This window comes from Bradyrhizobium tropiciagri (assembly GCF_001189845.1).
In the GTDB taxonomy this organism is placed as follows: Bacteria; Pseudomonadota; Alphaproteobacteria; order Rhizobiales; family Xanthobacteraceae; genus Bradyrhizobium; species Bradyrhizobium tropiciagri.
This window is the reverse complement of the sequence record NZ_LFLZ01000026.1, coordinates 48,339-65,810: the sequence shown is the minus strand read 5'-3', so window position 1 is coordinate 65,810 and position 17,472 is coordinate 48,339. Positions and strand designations below refer to the sequence as shown.

At 64.9% G+C, this 17,472-nt stretch carries 16 protein-coding genes and 2 pseudogenes; 15 read left to right on the top strand and 3 right to left on the bottom strand.

Going from position 1 to position 17,472, the window contains the following annotated elements:
* Window positions 1-58: 58 nt before the first annotated feature.
* Window positions 59-616 (bottom strand): RDD family protein, encoded by a 558-nt coding sequence (locus tag AKN84_RS21365; RefSeq protein ID WP_050422599.1) that lies wholly within the window; start codon window positions 614-616, stop codon window positions 59-61.
* A 167-nt stretch (window positions 617-783) separates the two neighbouring features.
* Here AKN84_RS21365 and AKN84_RS21360 point away from each other — a divergent pair, with 167 nt between their 5' ends.
* Window positions 784-1,425 (top strand): DUF6151 family protein, encoded by a 642-nt coding sequence (locus tag AKN84_RS21360; protein ID WP_050422598.1) that lies wholly within the window; start codon window positions 784-786, stop codon window positions 1,423-1,425.
* A gap of 1 nt (window position 1,426) precedes the next feature.
* Here the strand turns inward: AKN84_RS21360 and hemB are convergent, their stop codons facing one another.
* Window positions 1,427-2,491 (bottom strand): porphobilinogen synthase, encoded by a 1,065-nt coding sequence (gene hemB, locus AKN84_RS21355; RefSeq protein WP_050422597.1) that lies wholly within the window; start codon window positions 2,489-2,491, stop codon window positions 1,427-1,429.
* 185 nt (window positions 2,492-2,676) lie between these two features.
* Here hemB and AKN84_RS21350 point away from each other — a divergent pair, with 185 nt between their 5' ends.
* The 6 genes and pseudogenes from AKN84_RS21350 (at window position 2,677) to AKN84_RS21325 (ending at window position 6,018) form a co-directional block, all read left to right on the top strand.
* A complete protein-coding gene (locus AKN84_RS21350; RefSeq protein WP_050422596.1) occupies window positions 2,677-3,138 on the top strand; it encodes a DUF6163 family protein in 462 nt (153 codons plus the stop codon).
* Window positions 3,139-3,803: 665 nt separating this feature from the next.
* A complete protein-coding gene (ldtR, locus tag AKN84_RS21345) occupies window positions 3,804-4,322 on the top strand; it encodes a transcriptional regulator LdtR (protein ID WP_028333857.1) in 519 nt (172 codons plus the stop codon).
* Window positions 4,323-4,523: 201 nt separating this feature from the next.
* Window positions 4,524-4,754: a hypothetical protein gene (locus AKN84_RS21340; protein WP_050422594.1), complete on the top strand. Its 231-nt coding sequence runs from the start codon at window positions 4,524-4,526 to the stop codon at window positions 4,752-4,754.
* Window positions 4,755-4,774: 20 nt separating this feature from the next.
* Complete coding sequence (locus tag AKN84_RS21335; RefSeq protein WP_050422593.1) at window positions 4,775-4,996, top strand: hypothetical protein; 222 nt, start codon at window positions 4,775-4,777, stop codon at window positions 4,994-4,996.
* A 370-nt stretch (window positions 4,997-5,366) separates the two neighbouring features.
* Window positions 5,367-5,573 (top strand): annotated as a pseudogene (locus AKN84_RS21330) (tripartite tricarboxylate transporter permease); the annotation flags it as partial.
* A 148-nt stretch (window positions 5,574-5,721) separates the two neighbouring features.
* The gene (locus AKN84_RS21325) at window positions 5,722-6,018 is read left to right on the top strand and encodes a hypothetical protein (RefSeq protein ID WP_050422591.1); all 297 of its coding nucleotides are present in this window, start codon (window positions 5,722-5,724) and stop codon (window positions 6,016-6,018) included.
* A 220-nt stretch (window positions 6,019-6,238) separates the two neighbouring features.
* On the opposite strand, the gene AKN84_RS21320 is transcribed toward AKN84_RS21325, so the two are convergent.
* A complete protein-coding gene (locus AKN84_RS21320) occupies window positions 6,239-8,506 on the bottom strand; it encodes a TonB-dependent siderophore receptor (RefSeq protein ID WP_050422590.1) in 2,268 nt (755 codons plus the stop codon).
* A 631-nt stretch (window positions 8,507-9,137) separates the two neighbouring features.
* On the opposite strand from AKN84_RS21320, the pseudogene glyA reads away from it, so the two are divergent.
* The 8 genes and pseudogenes from glyA to AKN84_RS21280 all read left to right on the top strand — a co-directional run bounded on the left by glyA (window position 9,138) and on the right by AKN84_RS21280 (window position 17,438).
* Window positions 9,138-10,438: pseudogene (gene glyA, locus AKN84_RS21315) on the top strand (serine hydroxymethyltransferase).
* 79 nt (window positions 10,439-10,517) lie between these two features.
* The gene (nrdR, locus tag AKN84_RS21310; RefSeq protein ID WP_016844999.1) at window positions 10,518-11,000 is read left to right on the top strand and encodes a transcriptional regulator NrdR; all 483 of its coding nucleotides are present in this window, start codon (window positions 10,518-10,520) and stop codon (window positions 10,998-11,000) included.
* Entirely contained in the window at window positions 10,997-12,145 is a 1,149-nt protein-coding gene (gene ribD / locus AKN84_RS21305; RefSeq protein ID WP_050422589.1) for a bifunctional diaminohydroxyphosphoribosylaminopyrimidine deaminase/5-amino-6-(5-phosphoribosylamino)uracil reductase RibD, read from the top strand. Before nrdR ends, ribD begins: the two co-directional genes overlap by 4 nt.
* Window positions 12,145-12,753 (top strand): riboflavin synthase, encoded by a 609-nt coding sequence (locus AKN84_RS21300; protein ID WP_050422588.1) that lies wholly within the window; start codon window positions 12,145-12,147, stop codon window positions 12,751-12,753. The genes ribD and AKN84_RS21300 overlap by 1 nt, the downstream gene beginning before the upstream one ends.
* 214 nt (window positions 12,754-12,967) lie before the next feature.
* Complete coding sequence (gene ribH / locus AKN84_RS21295; RefSeq protein WP_050422587.1) at window positions 12,968-13,459, top strand: 6,7-dimethyl-8-ribityllumazine synthase; 492 nt, start codon at window positions 12,968-12,970, stop codon at window positions 13,457-13,459.
* A 2-nt stretch (window positions 13,460-13,461) separates the two neighbouring features.
* Window positions 13,462-13,956: a transcription antitermination factor NusB gene (gene nusB, locus AKN84_RS21290; RefSeq protein ID WP_050422586.1), complete on the top strand. Its 495-nt coding sequence runs from the start codon at window positions 13,462-13,464 to the stop codon at window positions 13,954-13,956.
* Between the two features lie 138 nt (window positions 13,957-14,094).
* Entirely contained in the window at window positions 14,095-15,096 is a 1,002-nt protein-coding gene (thiL, locus tag AKN84_RS21285; RefSeq protein ID WP_050422585.1) for a thiamine-phosphate kinase, read from the top strand.
* A 221-nt stretch (window positions 15,097-15,317) separates the two neighbouring features.
* Window positions 15,318-17,438, top strand: coding sequence for a sodium-translocating pyrophosphatase (locus AKN84_RS21280; protein ID WP_050422584.1), 2,121 nt, complete (start codon window positions 15,318-15,320; stop codon window positions 17,436-17,438).
* The last annotated feature ends 34 nt before the right edge of the window (window positions 17,439-17,472 follow it).

Genomic DNA, 17,472 nt, shown 5'->3' with positions numbered 1-17,472 from the left:
CAGGCAGCCGAGTTAGCATCGCCCCCCGGAGGCTAACGGTCAATTGGTTTAGGCGGGCCTAATAGGAGGCCCGCGCGGCCGGAGATACCTGGGTCCGGACCGAGCTGTTGATAATGACGGTTCCGAGGATGATGTCATGCAACAGCCGGCGGCGGCCGTTGAGCAGGCCGACCAGCAGCACCAGCGGCGACAGGAACGAGATCGTCACCCAGAACAGCACCGCGTGGGTGGCGCCGAGCACGAAATAGCCGCGCGCGCCGTACCAGGTACGCAGCTCCAGATCCATCATGCGCATGCCGATGGTGGCCGAGTGCTGGCCGCCGATCGAGGCGCCGTAATAGACGATGGCCCAGACGATCGACGCCGGCGACACCAGCCAGAACAGCGCCCAGCCGAGGCCGAGCGTGACCAGGCCGAACACGGCAATGAAGATCACGGCGAGAATCACCGGCACCGACAGCACGAAGAGGTCGATCAGGAACGCAAACACCCGCCGCGTCAGCACGCCGCGGAACAGTTCCGGCTGCATCAACGGATCGAACGCATGCGGGGGAACGCCGCCGTCGTTGCGCCAGGCTTCATTGCGCCAAGCACCACCGTCACTGCCGTAAGACATGACCAACCTCCGATGAAACTCCCGCGCAGGACATGGGAACAGGAGGGGCCCCTGCCAAGTCTGCGCGAACATTAACTAGCCGAAATATTCCGGCGATTCGGCGGCCAAGGCGGTCGCGGAACGTGTATGTTGCGTCCGGCAAGCCGAGAGGAACCCAAGAGGAACCTATGAGCACACGGATCGGGCTGCGCTGCAGGTGCGGAGGGGTTTTCGGTGTCGTCTCGAACCCGTCGCCCCAATCGGCCAATCGTGTGACCTGTTACTGCGACGACTGCCAGGCGTTCATGCACCAGCTCGGCCGCGCCGATCTGCTCGATGCACATGGCGGCACCGACATCGTCCAGGTCGCGCCGTCCTCGCTCAGTTTCCTGCAGGGCCAGGACAAGATCGCGGGCGTGCGGCTGACGCCGAAGGGGCTGTTCCGCTGGCACACGACGTGCTGCAACACGCCGGTCGGCAATACGCTGACGCCGTCGGTCCCGTTCGTCGGAATTGTCGCGCAGGCGTTCGACGGCGGCGCGCCGCGCGCCGATGAAGCGTTCGGCAAGCCGATCGGCGCGATCCAAGGGAAATACGCGGTCGGCGAGGCGCCGAAGGGCTCGACCGGATTGAACCTGGCGCTGATCGCGCGCGCCGTCGGCAAGGTGCTGGGCTGGCGCCTGCGCGGAAAGGCGTGGCCGCATCCATTCTTCAGGCGCGAGACCGGTGAGCCGATCTATCCGCTCACCGTGCTGTCGCAGCAGCAGCGCGACGCACTGCGTCCGCTGTGTGGCCCGCATCCGGCGGCGCCGGCCGCGAGCCGGACCTAGCTCAAGTCTCGGCCTTGATCTTCTCGGCGGCCCTCGGCGCGAAATAGGTCAGGATGCCGTCGGCGCCGGCGCGCTTGAAGCCGACCAGGCTTTCCATCATCGCGCGCTCGCCGTCGATCCAGCCATTGGCGGCGGCGCCCGCGATCATCGCGTATTCGCCGGACACCTGGTACACGAAGGTCGGCATCGCGAAATGGTCCTTCACGCGGCGCACGATGTCGAGATAGGGCATGCCGGGCTTCACCATCACCATGTCGGCGCCCTCGGCGATGTCGAGCTCGACCTCGCGCAGCGCCTCATCGGAATTGGCGCTGTCCATCTGATAGGTGCGCTTGTCGCCGGTTAGCGTTTTGGCCGAGCCGATCGCGTCGCGGAACGGGCCGTAGAACGCGGAGGCGTATTTCGCCGCGTACGACATGATCTGCACGTCGCCGAAGCCGTTGTCGTCGAGTGCCTCGCGGATCGCGCCGATGCGGCCGTCCATCATGTCCGACGGCGCGATCACGTCGCAGCCGGCCTCGGCCTGGGTCAGCGCCTGCTTGACCAGCACCGCGACGGTCTCGTCGTTGAGGATCTTGCCATCCTCGATCAGCCCGTCATGGCCGTGGCTGGTGAAGGGATCGAGCGCGACGTCGCAGAGCACGCCGATATCGGGAAACTCCTGCTTGATGGCGCGCACCGCCTGGCAGACCAGGTTGTCGGGATTGAGCGCCTCCGAGCCTTGCTCGTCGCGCAGCGCCGGCTCGGTGAAGGGAAACAGCGCGATGCAGGGGATGTTGAGTTTTGCGGCACGCTCGGCGTCGCGGACGATCTGGTCGACGGTGAGCCGGTCGACGCCGGGCATCGAGGCCACCGGGGTGCGGGTGTTGTGGCCATCAACCACGAACATCGGCCAGATCAGGTCGTCGGTCGTCAGCACGTTCTCGCGCACCAGCCGGCGCGCCCATTCGGACTTGCGGTTGCGGCGCATCCGGATCGCAAGGTCGAGCGAGGGGGAGGCGAGGGCATCCGTCTGGCGCCGCGGCGTGTCGCGCAATTCGATCGGGCGCCCGAATTTGATCGCCATGTCTTGTTCTCCTCGACGGACGGCTGATTTGGACCTGATATAGGTCCGGTTCTAGCACCTCACAGGGGTGCCGTCATTGCGCCGGAAGCGCCCTTGATTTGCCGCAACGGCAATTGATTTTGGGACCCCGGCGGGCCAAGACTGCGCCATGAACCCCATTTTGCAGCCGCCATGCGGCGATTCGGATGTCTGACACCTCTGCACGCGATCAGGCGCGGGACAACGCCATCTCGGTCAGCGCGATCTCGTCCGACCGGATCGAGCCGGATGATAATGCGTGGACGCGGCGCCTCGTCATCTTCCTGCGCATCATGGCCGTCGTCTCGGTCGCCAAGGGGCTCTATCACTGGGCCCAGGTGACGGGCTTCGTCGGCGGCGAGGAGGAGGCCTTCGAGAACCAGTCGATGGCCTGGCAGACCGCCACGATCTATTTCGCCGTCATCGAGCTCGTCGCCGCCGTCGGGCTCTGGCTCGCGACGCCCTGGGGCGCCGTGGTCTGGCTGACCACCGTGGTGTCCATGGCGGTCATCGAGCTGATGTTTCCGGGCATCTATGGCGGCAGCCTCACCGTGGTCGGGCTCGAGGCCGTGATGCTCGCCGCCTATCTCGCGCTGGCCTGGATGTCGGCGCGCGAACGCCCGCCATAGGCCCGCGTGCGGGGACGGCCTGATGCACTGTTGCCCGGGCGCGACAGCGCGATGAATAGCTGACGGCGGCTGTCGATATCTGGCAGTCGTGCGCGCAACGAGAAGACAGCTTCGCTGGTTCTGCTAGGTGGATGCCGACAGATCGCATCCCTTTCGAGGCGCCCCGTTTCCGGAGCATCTCCACGGGACCTGCCGTCGGGATCCATTTCACCGGATCTTGGTGCGTGTGCCGGCCGGCTTTGCGCGGGCCGACGGCGGAACCGGTCTGGCCGCGGTAACGAATGAGAGCCGCTTGCGCGCATCGCGTGCGTCCCGCCGCGATGCACTCCGATAAAATTTTCAAAGAATTTTCTGGTAACCGATCGGTCACCGTAAAGGGTTCCCTCACACTCGTTACGCCGTCGTTTCGAATTCAAACGATGCTGTTTCCGAATGTGACAGGGGAGGCAGACGAAGCGTGAACAAAGGGTCTGCCACCGTCAATGAAAAGTTGCGAAAAGCCTTTGATCCATGGGCTTAATCCACGATTCACTGTCTTAAATTCATGATCTCTTTATTCTCTTATTTAAGCGGATATTCAAACGGCCCCCTTACGTTGGACCTATCAGGCGGGACACAAGTTTCGTCGAATAAAGTCGATAAAAACGACAAACAGGGGAAGTGTCATGATGAAAGCCGTTGCGACAACGGCGGCGGATGCCGCTGATCGCGCTACCGGTCAAGCTCCGGTGCAGCCGCTCTATCTCGAAGCCCTGACTTTGGTGGAGCGGCTGCATCGCCGGCTCCTCGACGTCATCAAGGACGAATTCGATCGTCGCGGCCGCGCCGACATCAACTCGGTGCAGGCACTGCTCCTGTACAATATCGGTGACAAGGAACTGACCGCCGGCGAGCTGCGCACCCGCGGCTACTATCTCGGCTCCAACGTCTCCTACAATCTGAAGAAGCTGGTCGAGCTCGGCTTCCTCGATCATCAGCGCTCGCGCGTCGATCGCCGCTCGGTCCGCATCCGTCTGACCCCGCAGGGCCAGGAAGTGCGCCGCATCGTCGATGCGCTCTATCAGAAGCACGTCAAGACGGTGGAGCAGGTCGGCGGCATCTCGAACGAGGAGTTCGCGAGCCTCAACAAGTCGCTGCATCGCCTCGAGCGCTTCTGGACCGACCAGATCCTGTATCGCCTCTGAGCCTTCCTCTCTTCGCCTGATGGCCAAGCCGGCCGCCTAGAAGACCGGCAGCCTCCTCCAGTCCAACCTTGCTTCAACCAACGCATCGGTCATGCCCGGCCGATGCGTTTTTCATGCTGCACCTGCGAAAATAAATGGGTCCCGCCGAGGAACCATGGCGTTGCCCGCGCTTTATCCTGTCTCCCAACGGAGAAGCAGGACATGCTGGTCGAGCGCGAGATCGAGGTGCTGAATGTCGAGGTCGTCGGTGACGCCTACGCGATCGCCTCGAACTATCTGCGCAAATCCGGCGCCATTCCTGACACTTTCGCCACCAATGAGCGCCTGCTCGGCATCATCGTGAAGCTGTTCCAGCGAGGTGAGCTGAACCGGCTCCGCCTCGCCAACAAGGCGATCGCGAAGTTCGAGGCCGAGACGCTGGTGGTCGTCTGAGCGTCAACCCGGAGACTTCAATGGAAGCCGCGATCGATCGGATCATGCAGACGTATGATCTGCTGCTCAACCGCACGTCCGCAGCAAGCGACGAGGCGCGCGCGAAAGTGACAGAGTACGTGCAAACGCTGTTCGATGCGGGCGAGCGCGACACGCATCGGCTCACCGTGTGCGGCCTGACCTATCTGCGCCAGCTCGACGGCAGCACCGACCACGTGAAGGCCGGGTATACCGGGCTGTAGGGGCGGCCTGTTCGCAGGCTATCTCCGCGTCATTGCGAGGAGCGAAGCGACGAAGCAATCCATGGTCCCGCATGCGCGGCGCCAAGGATTGCTTCGCTTCGCTCGCAATGACGAGTGGATCGTTCGATTTAACTGTCAAACAACTCGTTCGGTGTCATCACCCGCGAAAGCGAAGGCGGGTGATCCAGTATTCCAGAGACCGCGGTGCTTGAGCCGAGAGGCCGCGGTGTACTGGATCGCCCGGTCCCGTCTACGCCAAGGCTTCGACGAGGCCATGAGTGCCTGGCACGCCGAAGCTTTAGCGGAGGCGGCGAGCCGGGCGATGGCACCGGAGAGTAGGGGAGCACGCGGGTCTTTCCGCGCGTCGTCCCTGGTGCTCAATCTGCCGCTCGTGGGCTTGTGGGTGCGGCTGCTCGCGATTCCGCAGTCGTGGCTCTATGCCGGCATGCTGGTGTTCGCCACCACGGGCACGATCGCGGCAAAGCCGTCGGTCGTCGAACTCTCGACGCTGGCGGCATTCGGCGTCATGGGTGTCCTGATGCGGCGGTTCGATTTCCCGATCGTGCCGGTCGTGCTCAGGCGATTCAAGGCCAACGACGACGAGGCCGCGGCTCGACACTGCCAAACATTCGTGTGATCCGGAAATATCCGGACCGCAGTCCCGGTCTTCCGTTCTGCAACGTACATGCCTCGCCCGCGCGAGGCTCAATCAAGGCGGCTGAACAGTGAAGATCAGATACCTCCTGGCGGCGCTCCTGCTGCTGCCAACGCTCGAGACCGAAGTTCTCATGCCCCAAGCCATGGCTCACGTGCGAGCCGACAAGAGCAGCCATCTCGCGCGTGTCGGCGCACAACCGATCATCGGCAGTCGATGGCAGGGATACGAGATCGTCGGGCGTCAGATCGCGGCGCCACCATGGAGTGCGGCCTGCACGAACGATCTTGGATCGCAACAATGCGACGAGCCGATGTGGGTCTATGGAAGCCGCGACTATGTCGCGCAATTCAAGAATGCCTTCTGACGTCGACCCGCGCTCGGCGGCAGCGGGAGGCCCCGGCATGTAAAAGGCCCGCTCCGGGGCTCGCATTTCGGAGCGGGCCAGTCTGGGCGCGGCAAAGCGTTGCCGCGGCGCGAACCTACCGCGACATGCTGACACCACGCTGACGGCGGTGAAAAAAGGAGAGGCGGCCGAACGCCGCCTCTCGATGATAGTTTTGTGAACGAAATGGTTCGCTGCGCGCTCACCATTTGTAGGCGAGGCTTGCCGTGATGCGCCGGCGATCGCCGTAGTAGCAGGAGCTGATCGTGGCGCAGCTCGCGACGTAGATCTTGTCCGTCACGTTCACGACATTGAGCGCCGCGCGCCAGTTGTTGTCCCATTCATAGTGCAAGGCGAGGTCGCCGAGCACGACCCCCGGAACGCGCGCGGTGTTCGCGGTGTCGGCAAAGGACGAGCCGACATAGCGCACGCCGCCGCCGAAGCCGAAGCCCGTGAGCGGACCCTCGCGGAAGGTGTAGTCGGTCCAGACCGACGCGAGCTCTCGGGGCGTGTTGGTCGGCACGGTGCCGATCAGCGCGGGATTGGGGTCCTTGCTGACGAACAGCTCGTAATTGGTGTAGCTCGCCACCAACTTGAAATCCCGCGTGATGTTCGCGACCGCCTCGAGCTCGACGCCGCGCGAGGTGACCTCGCCATTCTGGGTCTGGAACAGGGTGTTGTTCGGATCTGTGGTCAGCGCGTTCTTGCGCTTGAGATCGAAATACGCGACGCCGAACCGCGCGTTGAGCCCGGCCGGCTCGTACTTGACGCCGACCTCGGTCTGCTCGGAGGTTTCCGGCAGCAGCAGCTGGCCGGCGGCATTGGTGCCGATCACCGGATTGTAGCCGGTCATATAGGAAACGTAGGGCGCAACGCCGCTGTCGAAATTGTAGATCGCGCCGACACGGCCGGAGAACTTGCTGTCGTCGCGGCCCTGCGAGGCGCCGATCCGGTTGTTGCTGGTGAGATCGACCCAGTCCTGGCGCCCCGACAACACCACCGTCAGGCGGTCGAGCTTGACCTGATCCTGCAGATAGAGTCCGGCCATGCCCTGGGTCAGATAGGCGTTCTGATAGAGCGCGCCGCTGAACGGCAGGTTGTTGCCATAGACCGGATTGAGCACGTTGAGGTTCGTGCCCGCGCCAAAGCCCTGGCGGTCGTCGATGCCGTAATATTTCAGATCGACGCCGACCAGCGCCGTGTGCTGCAACGCGCCGGTCGCAAAGCGATATTCGAGCTGATTGTCGAGGTTGAGTTGCGTGGCGATGCCGCGGGTGTAGAAATTTCCGCGGGTGATATCGGCGGCGGCCGGCGTCGTCGCGTAGCCGAGCCCGTAGAGGCCGGCGTAATAGACGTCGACATGCGCCATGCGCGCGTTCTGGCGGAAGTCGACGTTGTCGGTGACGCTCTTCTGGAACTGGTAGCCGACCATCTCCTGGTCGCGACGGAACTGGTCGACGCTTGGATCGCCGGCGAACAGGCTGGTCGGAATCCGGCCGAACGGCGCGTTGGTGACGGTGCCGACATAGGGCAGGAAGTTCAGCGCGCGGGTGTTGCTGTGCGAGGCCATGCCGAACACGGTGAGGCTGGTGTCGGCATCGGGCCGCCAGGTCACCGACGGGGCGAAGAAGAAATTGTTGTCGTAGACATAGTCGGTCTGGGTGCCGCCGCCCTGGGCCTGGCCGACGAGGCGATACTGCACCTGGCCGCCGCCGGGCTGCGCCGTCGCGCCGCCGATGTCGAACTGGGTATAGGCGTTGCCGAAATTGTTGACGCCGGTCTCGATGTAGCGAATGGGCTCGGCCGTCGGCAACTTGCTCACCGCGTTGACGAGGCCGCCCGGCGCCGAGCCGCCGTACAGGATGCCGGACGGACCGCGCAGCACCTCGACGCGCTCGAGATTGAAGGGCTGCAGCTTCCAGCTCGCATAGGAAGTGTAGAACAGCTGCAGGCCGTCGAGGAACAGCGACTCGTTCTGCGCGGGGAAGCCGCGGATCAGGAACCAGTCATTGCGGAAATCGGCGCCGAAGGTACCGCCGACGACGCCCGGCGTGTAGCGCAGCACCTCGTCGAACTTGCTGACGATCTTCTGGTCGCGGATCTGCTCGGCGCTGATGACCGTCACCGATTGCGGCGTCTGGATGATCGGCGTGCTGGTCTTGGTGCCAACAGCGCTCTGCCGCGCCAGATAGCCGGTGACCGGACCGTTGGCGCGCTCGTGTCCGCCGCCTGCGCCGGCAGCTTGCTGTGCTGCTTGCGGCTGTGCTCCCACCGGGGCGACTGTGGCGCGGCGCGAGGCGCTACGCGCGCGCGGGGTCCGTTGCGAGGGCGCCGCTTGCCGGTGCGATGGCGCATCGACCGTCACCGAAGGCAATTGCGTCTGCGCGAACGCCTTGTCCGCAGCAGCAACCGAAAGCACCACCAACGCCGAAGCAGCAAACCGCTGCGGCCGAATCCATCCGTCCGTCATTCAACGCCCCCGAAGAGAATTTTCTCCGGCGTCGTTATCACGGTGATTTTCGTAAACAGCCCGCGCGCGGTTAGAAGCTATCGAAGCCGAGCGCAAAGCGTGCGGGTGTGACTGAGAGACAACGGAGTACGTCGCGCAATTGCACTCATCGCGTGAGACGTTTGAATCGATCCAGTGTTGAACGATTCAAGAATCGAACGATTCAAAATTCGCCCCGCGAGAGATCGTCTCGTGACGCGATGCATCGCGATCGAACGTGTGATGATCGGGCGCATCGCAAGCTGCGTGGTTCTGTTCTTGCGAAGTGAGGGAGGAGGCGTACATCTCGTCACCGATCCCGCGGGGCGCGACCGGGAAGGGGCCCGCCACGTTCCATTCGACGGCCGCCGCTTGCTACACCGGCCGGCTGGAACCCGGGCCTGCTGCGTCCGGGATCGGGACCGCAGGGCCGGCTCCCGGCCGGCTGGCAATCCCCGCCATCCCCACCATATCTGGCATAATTGACCGCCGGGGACCGCAACCGCTTGGCCATTTTGGGGCGATGTGATAACGCTCTGAAACCAGCTTCGACCGCCACTCGTGACCGTCCGCATCCTGTGTAAGGGCTTGCGGCGGTGGAGATATTTCGCCGATGACCTCATCCCCCAAGACCACTTCCGCGCCCGATTCCTTCTTCACGGCGACCCTCGCCGAGGCCGATCCCGAGATCGCCGCCGCGATCAAGGGCGAGCTCGGCCGGCAGCGCCATGAGATCGAGCTGATCGCCTCCGAGAACATCGTCAGCCGCGCCGTGCTGGAGGCGCAGGGCTCGGTGATGACCAACAAATACGCGGAAGGTTATCCGGGCGCGCGCTACTACGGCGGTTGCGAGTGGGTCGACGTTGCCGAGAACCTCGCGATCGAGCGCGCCAAGAAGCTGTTCGGCGCCGGCTTCGCCAACGTGCAGCCGAACTCCGGCAGCCAGATGAACCAGGCGGTGTTTCTGGCGCTGCTGCAGCCCGGCGACACCTTCATGGGTCTGGACCTCGCCGCCGGCGGCCATCTCACCCACGGCTCGCCGGTCAACATGTCCGGCAAGTGGTTCAAGGCCGCACACTACACCGTGCGCCGCGAGGACCAGATCATCGACATGGACGAGGTCCAGAAGCAGGCCGAGCAGGTCAAGCCGAAACTGATCATCGCCGGCGGCTCGGCCTATTCGCGTGCCTGGGACTTCAAGCGCTTCCGCGAGATCGCCGACTCGGTCGGTGCGTATCTCCTGGTCGACATGGCGCATTTCGCTGGCCTCGTCGCCGGCGGCGTGCATGCCTCGCCGGTGCCGCACGCCCACGTCACCACTACCACCACGCACAAGTCGCTGCGCGGTCCGCGCGGGGGCCTGATCCTCACCAATGACGAGACGCTCGCCAAGAAGCTGAACTCGGCGATCTTCCCGGGCCTGCAGGGTGGCCCGCTGATGCACGTCATTGCGGCCAAGGCCGTCGCATTCGCCGAGGCGCTGCGGCCGGACTTCAAGGTCTACGCCAAGAACGTGGTCGAGAACGCCAAGCGCTGGCGGAGACGCTGCGCGGCCACGGCCTCGACATCGTCTCCGGCGGCACCGACAACCATCTGATGCTGGTCGACCTCAGGCCGAAGGGACTGAAGGGCAACATCTCCGAGAAGGCGCTGGTGCGCGCCGCCATCACCTGCAACAAGAACGGCATTCCGTTCGATCCCGAGAAGCCGTTCGTGACCTCGGGCCTGCGGCTCGGTACGCCGGCTGCGACCACGCGCGGCTTCGGCGTCGCCGAGTTCAAGCAGGTCGGCGGCATGATCGCGGAAGTCCTGAACGCGCTGGCGCAGTCGCCGGACGGCAAGGCGCCGCTGGTCGAGGCCGCGATCAAGGAGCGCGTCAAGGCGCTGACCGATCGCTTCCCGATCTACCAGTAAGAAAGGGTCGCATGATCCGGAAAAGTGGATACCGGTATTCCGAATAGATCATGCGCAAATAAAATAAAGGTCCCGTCGGATGCGCTGCCCGAGCTGCAATTCTCTCGATACGCAGGTCAAGGACTCGCGTCCGACCGAGGACTCCGCCGTCATCCGCAGGCGGCGTGTGTGCATGGCCTGCAACTTCCGCTTCACGACCTTCGAGCGGGTGCAGCTGCGCGAGCTGACCGTGATCAAGCGCAACGGCCGCCGCGTGCCGTTCGATCGCGACAAGCTGGTGCGCTCGTTGCAGATCTCGCTGCGCAAGCGCCCGGTGGAGTCCGAGCGGGTGGAGAAGATGGTCTCGACCATCGTTCGCGAGCTCGAAAGCGGCGGCGAGGCGGAGGTCTCCTCGGAGGCGATCGGCGAGATCGTGATGGAGCATCTGCGCCAGCTCGACGACGTCGCCTATGTGCGCTTCGCCTCGGTCTATCGCAATTTCCGCGAGGCCAAGGATTTTGAGGCGGTGCTCGACGAGTTGACCGGCGAAGAGGATCCGCGGCTCGCAACGTTGCGAAAATGATCTTTCGCATTCTCGAAGACCAGTTCGCGCAGAAATCCAAAGAGGCCAAAGCCGCCGATCTGCGCTTCATGCAGCTTGCGCTGGCGCTCGGCCGCCGCGGACTCGGGCGCACCTGGCCCAATCCGGCGGTCGGCGCCGTGATCGTCAAGGACGGCGTGATCGTCGGCCGGGGATGGACGCAAGCAGGCGGCCGGCCGCATGCCGAGGTCGAGGCGCTCCGCCGCGCCGGTGACGCTGCCCGCGGCGCCACGCTCTATGTCACGCTCGAGCCCTGCTCGCATTTCGGCCGTTCGCCGCCCTGTGCGGATGCCGTGGTCGCGGCCGGGCTTGCCCGCGTGGTCTCGGCCATCGAGGACCCCAATCCGGACGTCGGCGGCAAGGGGCATGCGAAACTGCGCGCCGCCGGCATCGCGGTCGATGTCGGGCTGTGCCAGGCGGAGGCCGCGCACGACCATGCCGGACATTTCCGCCGCATCACGGACAAGCGCCCGCATGTGATCCTCAAGCTCGCGGTGTCCGCCGACGACAAGATTGCCGCTTACGGCCACAAGCCTGTTGCAATATCAGGCGAGGCCGCGCGGACCCGCGTGCATCTGCTGCGCGCGCAGTGCGATGCGATCCTGGTCGGCATCGGCACGGTCAAGGCCGACGATCCGCTGCTGACCTGCCGGCTGCCCGGCATGGCGGCGCGCTCGCCGGTGCGCGTGGTGCTGGATCGTGCGCTGCGGATCTCGGGCGACAGCCGAATGGTGCATTCCGCGCGCGAGACGCCGCTCTGGGTGATGACGTCTGACTTGGCGGAAGCACCCGCCGCGGTGAAGCTTGGCGCTGCCGGTGCGCAGGTGATCCGCGTCGCCGCCAGCACGCCTCAAGGGCTCGATCTGCCCGCCGTCTTGCATGCGCTGGCGGAGAAGGGGATCACGCGGCTCTTGGTCGAGGGCGGGTCTCGCGTGGCAAATTCTTTCGTGGCAGCGGGCCTTGTCGATGAAATCTGGCTGTTGCGCGGACCTGATGCGATCGGCGCCGATGGCGTTCCCGCGCTGGACGCAATGCCGCTCGACGCAATCAAGCAGTCGCCGGCCTTCCGCCTTCGTGCTAGCGAAGCCCTCGGCAAAGACAATCTCAATATCTACGAGCGTGCGTAATGTTTACCGGAATTGTCACCGATATCGGTGAGATCACCAGCCTGAAGCCCGTGGCGCAGGGGCAGCTGCATCGGATGCGGATCGCCTGCGACTACGACCAGACCACCATCGCCGACGGCGCCTCGATCGCCTGCAACGGCGTCTGCCTCACCGTGGTCGCCTCCGGCACCGCCGACGGCAAGACCTGGTTCGACGTCGACGCCGCGGCCGAGACGCTCGGCATGACCACCGCCAAGCATTGGGGGCAGGGCGGCAAGCTCAACCTCGAGCGCGCGCTCAAGATCGGCGATGAGCTCGGCGGTCACATCGTGGCCGGGCATGCCGACGGCATCGCCACCATCGTCAAGCGCGACGATCTGCCCGACATGGCGCGCTTTGAGCTCAGAACCACCCGCGAACTGGCGCGTTTCATCGCGGCAAAGGGCTCGGTCACGCTGGACGGCGTGTCGCTGACCGTGAACACGGTCGACGACGTGACATTTTCGGTGCTGATCATCCCGCATACGCTCAGCGTTACGACCCTGAGCGGCTGGAAGGCCGGCAGCGAGGTCAATATCGAGGTCGATCTGATGGCCCGCTACGCCGCGCGGCTGTCGGAGATGAAATAGCCTCGATCCGGACATTGCGGCCGAGCCGGACGTCCCTATGTGCCAATTCGGCCCGGGCAACTTCCGGCCGGATGTCCCATGCATTGCTGACGAAGCCGACTTGAAAAATCAGGCCGATCGCGGCGACATCCAGGCCAGTATTGCCCTTGGCTTTACCGCCTGCTGCGCCTAAAACGCTGCACAAATCCTCCCCAAGTTCCGATTGGTTATTGCAATGGCTGACGCGCGGCGCGCACCCCTGAAGGACCAGACCGACATCACAGGCGCTCGCGTGCTAATCGTCGAGGCCCGGTTTTATGACGACATCCAGGATGCGCTGCTGGAAGGCGCGCTGGCCGAGCTGAAGGCGGCCGGTGCCAGCCACGACGTTATCACGGTGCCCGGCGCGCTGGAGATTCCGGCCGCGATCGCGATTGCGATCGATGCGGCTGAAACGAACGGCAAGCCCTATGACGCGGCGATCGCGCTCGGTTGCGTGGTGCGCGGCGACACCATCCATTTCGAGATCGTCTCGATGGAGTCCTCGCGCGGCCTGATGGATCTGGCCGTGAGCCGGAAATTCCCGCTCGGCAACGGCATCATCACCGTCAATACCGAGGCGCAGGCCTGGGCGCGGGCGCGTGCCAGCGAATTGAACAAGGGCGGCGACGCCGCGCGCGCGGCGATCGCGATGCTGCGGATCAAACGCCGTCTGGCAAAGGCCTGACCATGGCTGACAGCAACAAACCCGGCAAAGCCCCTGAAAGAAAAGCCAACCGGCGCGGTGCGGCACGTCTCGCTGCCGTGCAGGCGCTGTACCAGATGGACATCGGCGGCGCCGGGATCAACGACATCTTCGCCGAGTTCGAGAGCCACTGGCTCGGCAACGAGGTCGAGGGCGACAAATATCTGCCGGCGGAAGCCGCGTTCTTCCGCGATGTCGTCTCCGGCGTGGTGCGCGATCAGGCCAAGCTCGATCCCTTGATCGACGAGGCGCTGTCGAAGGGCTGGCCGCTGAAGCGGATCGACGCGATCCTGCGGGCGGTGTTGCGGGCAGGGTCCTATGAGCTCGAACATCGCAAGGACGTGCCCGGCCGCGTCGTGGTTTCCGAATATGTCGACGTCGCACACGCCTTTGTCGAGAAGGACGAGACCGGGATGGTCAACGCCGTGCTCGACCAGATCGCACGCCAGTTCCGCGGCGACGAGTTTGTGCGGAACTGAACCACATATTCCGCCGTCATCACCCGCGAAAGCGGGTGATCCAGTACGCCGCGGCGGTCATTGGCAACAACAGCTGCCGCGGCGTACTGGATCGCCCGGTCAAGCCGGGCGATGACAGTTGAGGGTAAGGCGCACGATATGGCAGAGCGTCACGACAATCCCTCCGGCGAAGACTCCCTGATCGCGCGCTATTTCAAGCCGCTGGCGACCGATCCGGGCGCGTTCGGCCTTGACGACGACGCCGCCGCGCTGCGGGCGGCCGGCGAGGACATCGTGGTCACCACCGATGCCATCGTCGAGGGCGTGCATTTCCTCCCCAATGATCCGCCCGACACGCTGGCGCGCAAGGCGCTGCGGGTGAACCTCTCCGACATCGCGGCCAAGGGCGCGGCGCCAGCGGGCTTCGTGCTGACGCTGGCCGTGCGCAAGGTCGATGAGAACTGGCTGAAGCCGTTCGCCCGGGCGCTTGGCGAGGACGTTGCCGATTTTGGCTGTCCGCTGCTCGGTGGCGATACAGTCTCCACGCCCGGGCCGCTGATGATCTCCATCACCGCGTTCGGCCGGCTGCCGCAGGGCAAGATGGTGCATCGCGCGGGCGCGCAGGCGGGCGACCGCGTGTTCGTCACCGGCACGATCGGCGATGCCGCGCTCGGTCTCGATGTACTCCAAGGAGGTCCGGTCGCAGCGGCGCTGGCGGACGATGCCGCCGGGCGGGATTTTCTCGCCGCCCGCTACCGTGTTCCGCAGCCGCGCAACGCGCTTGCCCGCGCCGTCCGCGCCCACGCCAGCGCAGCGATGGATGTGTCCGACGGTCTCGCCGGCGATCTGGCCAAGCTTTGCGCAGCCAGCGGTGTGACGGCCGTGATCAACGTGCCGAGCATCCCGTTGTCATCAGCGGCCGCGGGGCTCGTCGCACGCAAGGCGATCGGGATCGAGACCCTGGTCGCCGGCGGCGACGACTACGAACTTCTGTGCGCGGTGCCCGGCGATCGCGCAGACGCCTTCCTGCGAGAAGCACGCCAGGCCAAGGTCAATGTGACCGCCATCGGCGGCCTCATTGCCGGTTCGTCGCCACCAAGCTTCCTCGACGGGCAGGGCAGGGAACTGAAGTTGCAGCGGCTGTCCTACAGCCATTTCTAGAATTCCCGGCCGGACGCGCCGATTTTCCTTCTAAATAGCTGCCGATATCGGCGTTTTCGGCCGCAGGTGGCGTTGCACAGCGGTAACGATTTTGGCAAGGTCGCGCCCGATTTGAGGCAATCCGTTTTTGGGGAGGGTTGTCCTCGCAAAATAAGCGCCTGCCGCCCCCTAGCGGCACAAGAAGGCGCGGGGGTTACATCAAGGATCTGAGGCAACATTCAATGACAGCTTTATGGTTGATTGTGCTCTGCGGGGCGCTTTCCATCGTCTACGCGATCTGGGCGACGCAGTCGGTCTTGAACGCGGATGCGGGTAATCCGCGCATGCAGGAAATCGCAGGCGCGGTGCGCGAGGGTGCGCAAGCCTATCTGCGGCGGCAGTACACGACGATCGGCATGGTCGGTATCGTGATCTTCGTGCTGCTGGCCTACTTCCTCGGCCTGCTGGTGGCCCTCGGATTTGCGATCGGCGCGATCCTGTCGGGCGCGGCCGGCTTCATCGGCATGAACGTCTCGGTGCGCGCCAACGTCCGCACCGCGCAGGCAGCGACCACCTCGCTCGCCGGCGGCCTCGAACTCGCCTTCAAGGCGGGTGCGATCACCGGCCTGCTGGTTGCCGGTCTCGCGCTGCTCGGCGTCACCATCTACTTCATGATCCTGGTCAAGTTCATGGGTCTGGAAGCGGGCAGCCGCACCGTGGTCGACGCCATGGTGGCGCTCGGCTTCGGCGCCTCGCTGATCTCGATCTTCGCCCGTCTCGGCGGCGGCATCTTCACCAAGGGTGCTGACGTCGGCGGCGACCTCGTCGGCAAGGTCGAGGCCGGCATCCCCGAGGACGATCCGCGCAACCCGGCCACGATTGCCGACAACGTCGGCGACAATGTCGGCGACTGCGCCGGCATGGCGGCCGACCTGTTCGAGACCTATGCGGTGACCGCGGTCGCCACCATGGTGCTCGCGGCGATCTTCTTCGCCAAGACCTCGATCCTGGTGAACATGATGACGCTGCCGCTCGCGATCGGCGGCGTCTGCATCATCACCTCGATCATCGGCACCTTCTTCGTCAAGCTCGGCGCCAGCCAGTCGATCATGGGCGCCCTGTACAAGGGCCTGATTGCCACCGGCATCCTGTCGCTGGTTGGCGTCGCGGCTGTCATCAACTGGTTGATCGGCTTCGGCACGCTCGAAGGCGCCAAGTTTACCGGCATGGCGCTGTTCGAGTGCGGCGTGGTCGGTCTCGTCGTCACCGGCCTGATCATCTGGATCACCGAATACTACACCGGCACCGACTATCGCCCGGTGAAGTCGATTGCGGCGGCCTCGGTCACCGGTCACGGTACCAACGTGATCCAGGGCCTCGCGGTATCGATGGAGGCGACCGCGCTGCCCGCGATCGTCATCATCGCCGGCATCCTGGTCACCTACAGCCTGGCCGGCCTGTTCGGCATCGCGATTGCGACCGCCACCATGCTGGCGCTGGCCGGCATGATCGTCGCGCTCGACGCCTTTGGCCCGGTCACCGACAACGCCGGCGGCATCGCCGAGATGGCGGGCCTGCCCAAGGAGGTGCGCAAGTCGACCGACGCGCTCGACGCGGTCGGCAACACCACCAAGGCGGTGACCAAGGGCTACGCGATCGGCTCCGCCGGTCTCGGCGCGCTGGTGCTGTTTGCTGCCTACAACGAGGACCTCAAATTCTTCATCAGCGACCCCAGCGCCCATGCCTACTTCCAGGGCGTCGAGCCGAACTTCTCTCTGAACAACCCGTACGTCGTGGTTGGCCTGCTGTTCGGCGGCCTGCTGCCGTATCTGTTCGGTGCGATGGGCATGACCGCGGTCGGCCGCGCCGCCGGTGCGATCGTCGAGGAGGTGCGCCGTCAGTTCCGCGAGAAGCCCGGCATCATGCAGGGCACCGACAAGCCGGACTACGGCAAGGCGGTCGACCTGCTGACCCGGGCGGCGATCAAGGAAATGATCATCCCCTCGCTGCTGCCGGTGCTGTCGCCGATCGTCGTCTACTTCCTGATCTACTTCATTGCGGGCGGCGGTGCGGTCGGCAAGTCGGCGGCATTCTCCGCGGTCGGCGCCATGCTGCTCGGCGTCATCGTCACCGGTCTCTTCGTCGCGATCTCGATGACCTCGGGCGGCGGCGCATGGGACAACGCCAAGAAGTACATCGAGGACGGCCACTACGGCGGCAAGGGCAGTGATGCCCACAAGTCCGCGGTGACCGGCGACACCGTCGGCGATCCCTACAAGGACACGGCGGGCCCGGCGGTCAACCCGATGATCAAGATCACCAACATCGTGGCGCTGCTGCTGCTGGCGATCCTCGCGCACTGAGCCGCGACACGAATAAACGTAACCCCCGCGGTGC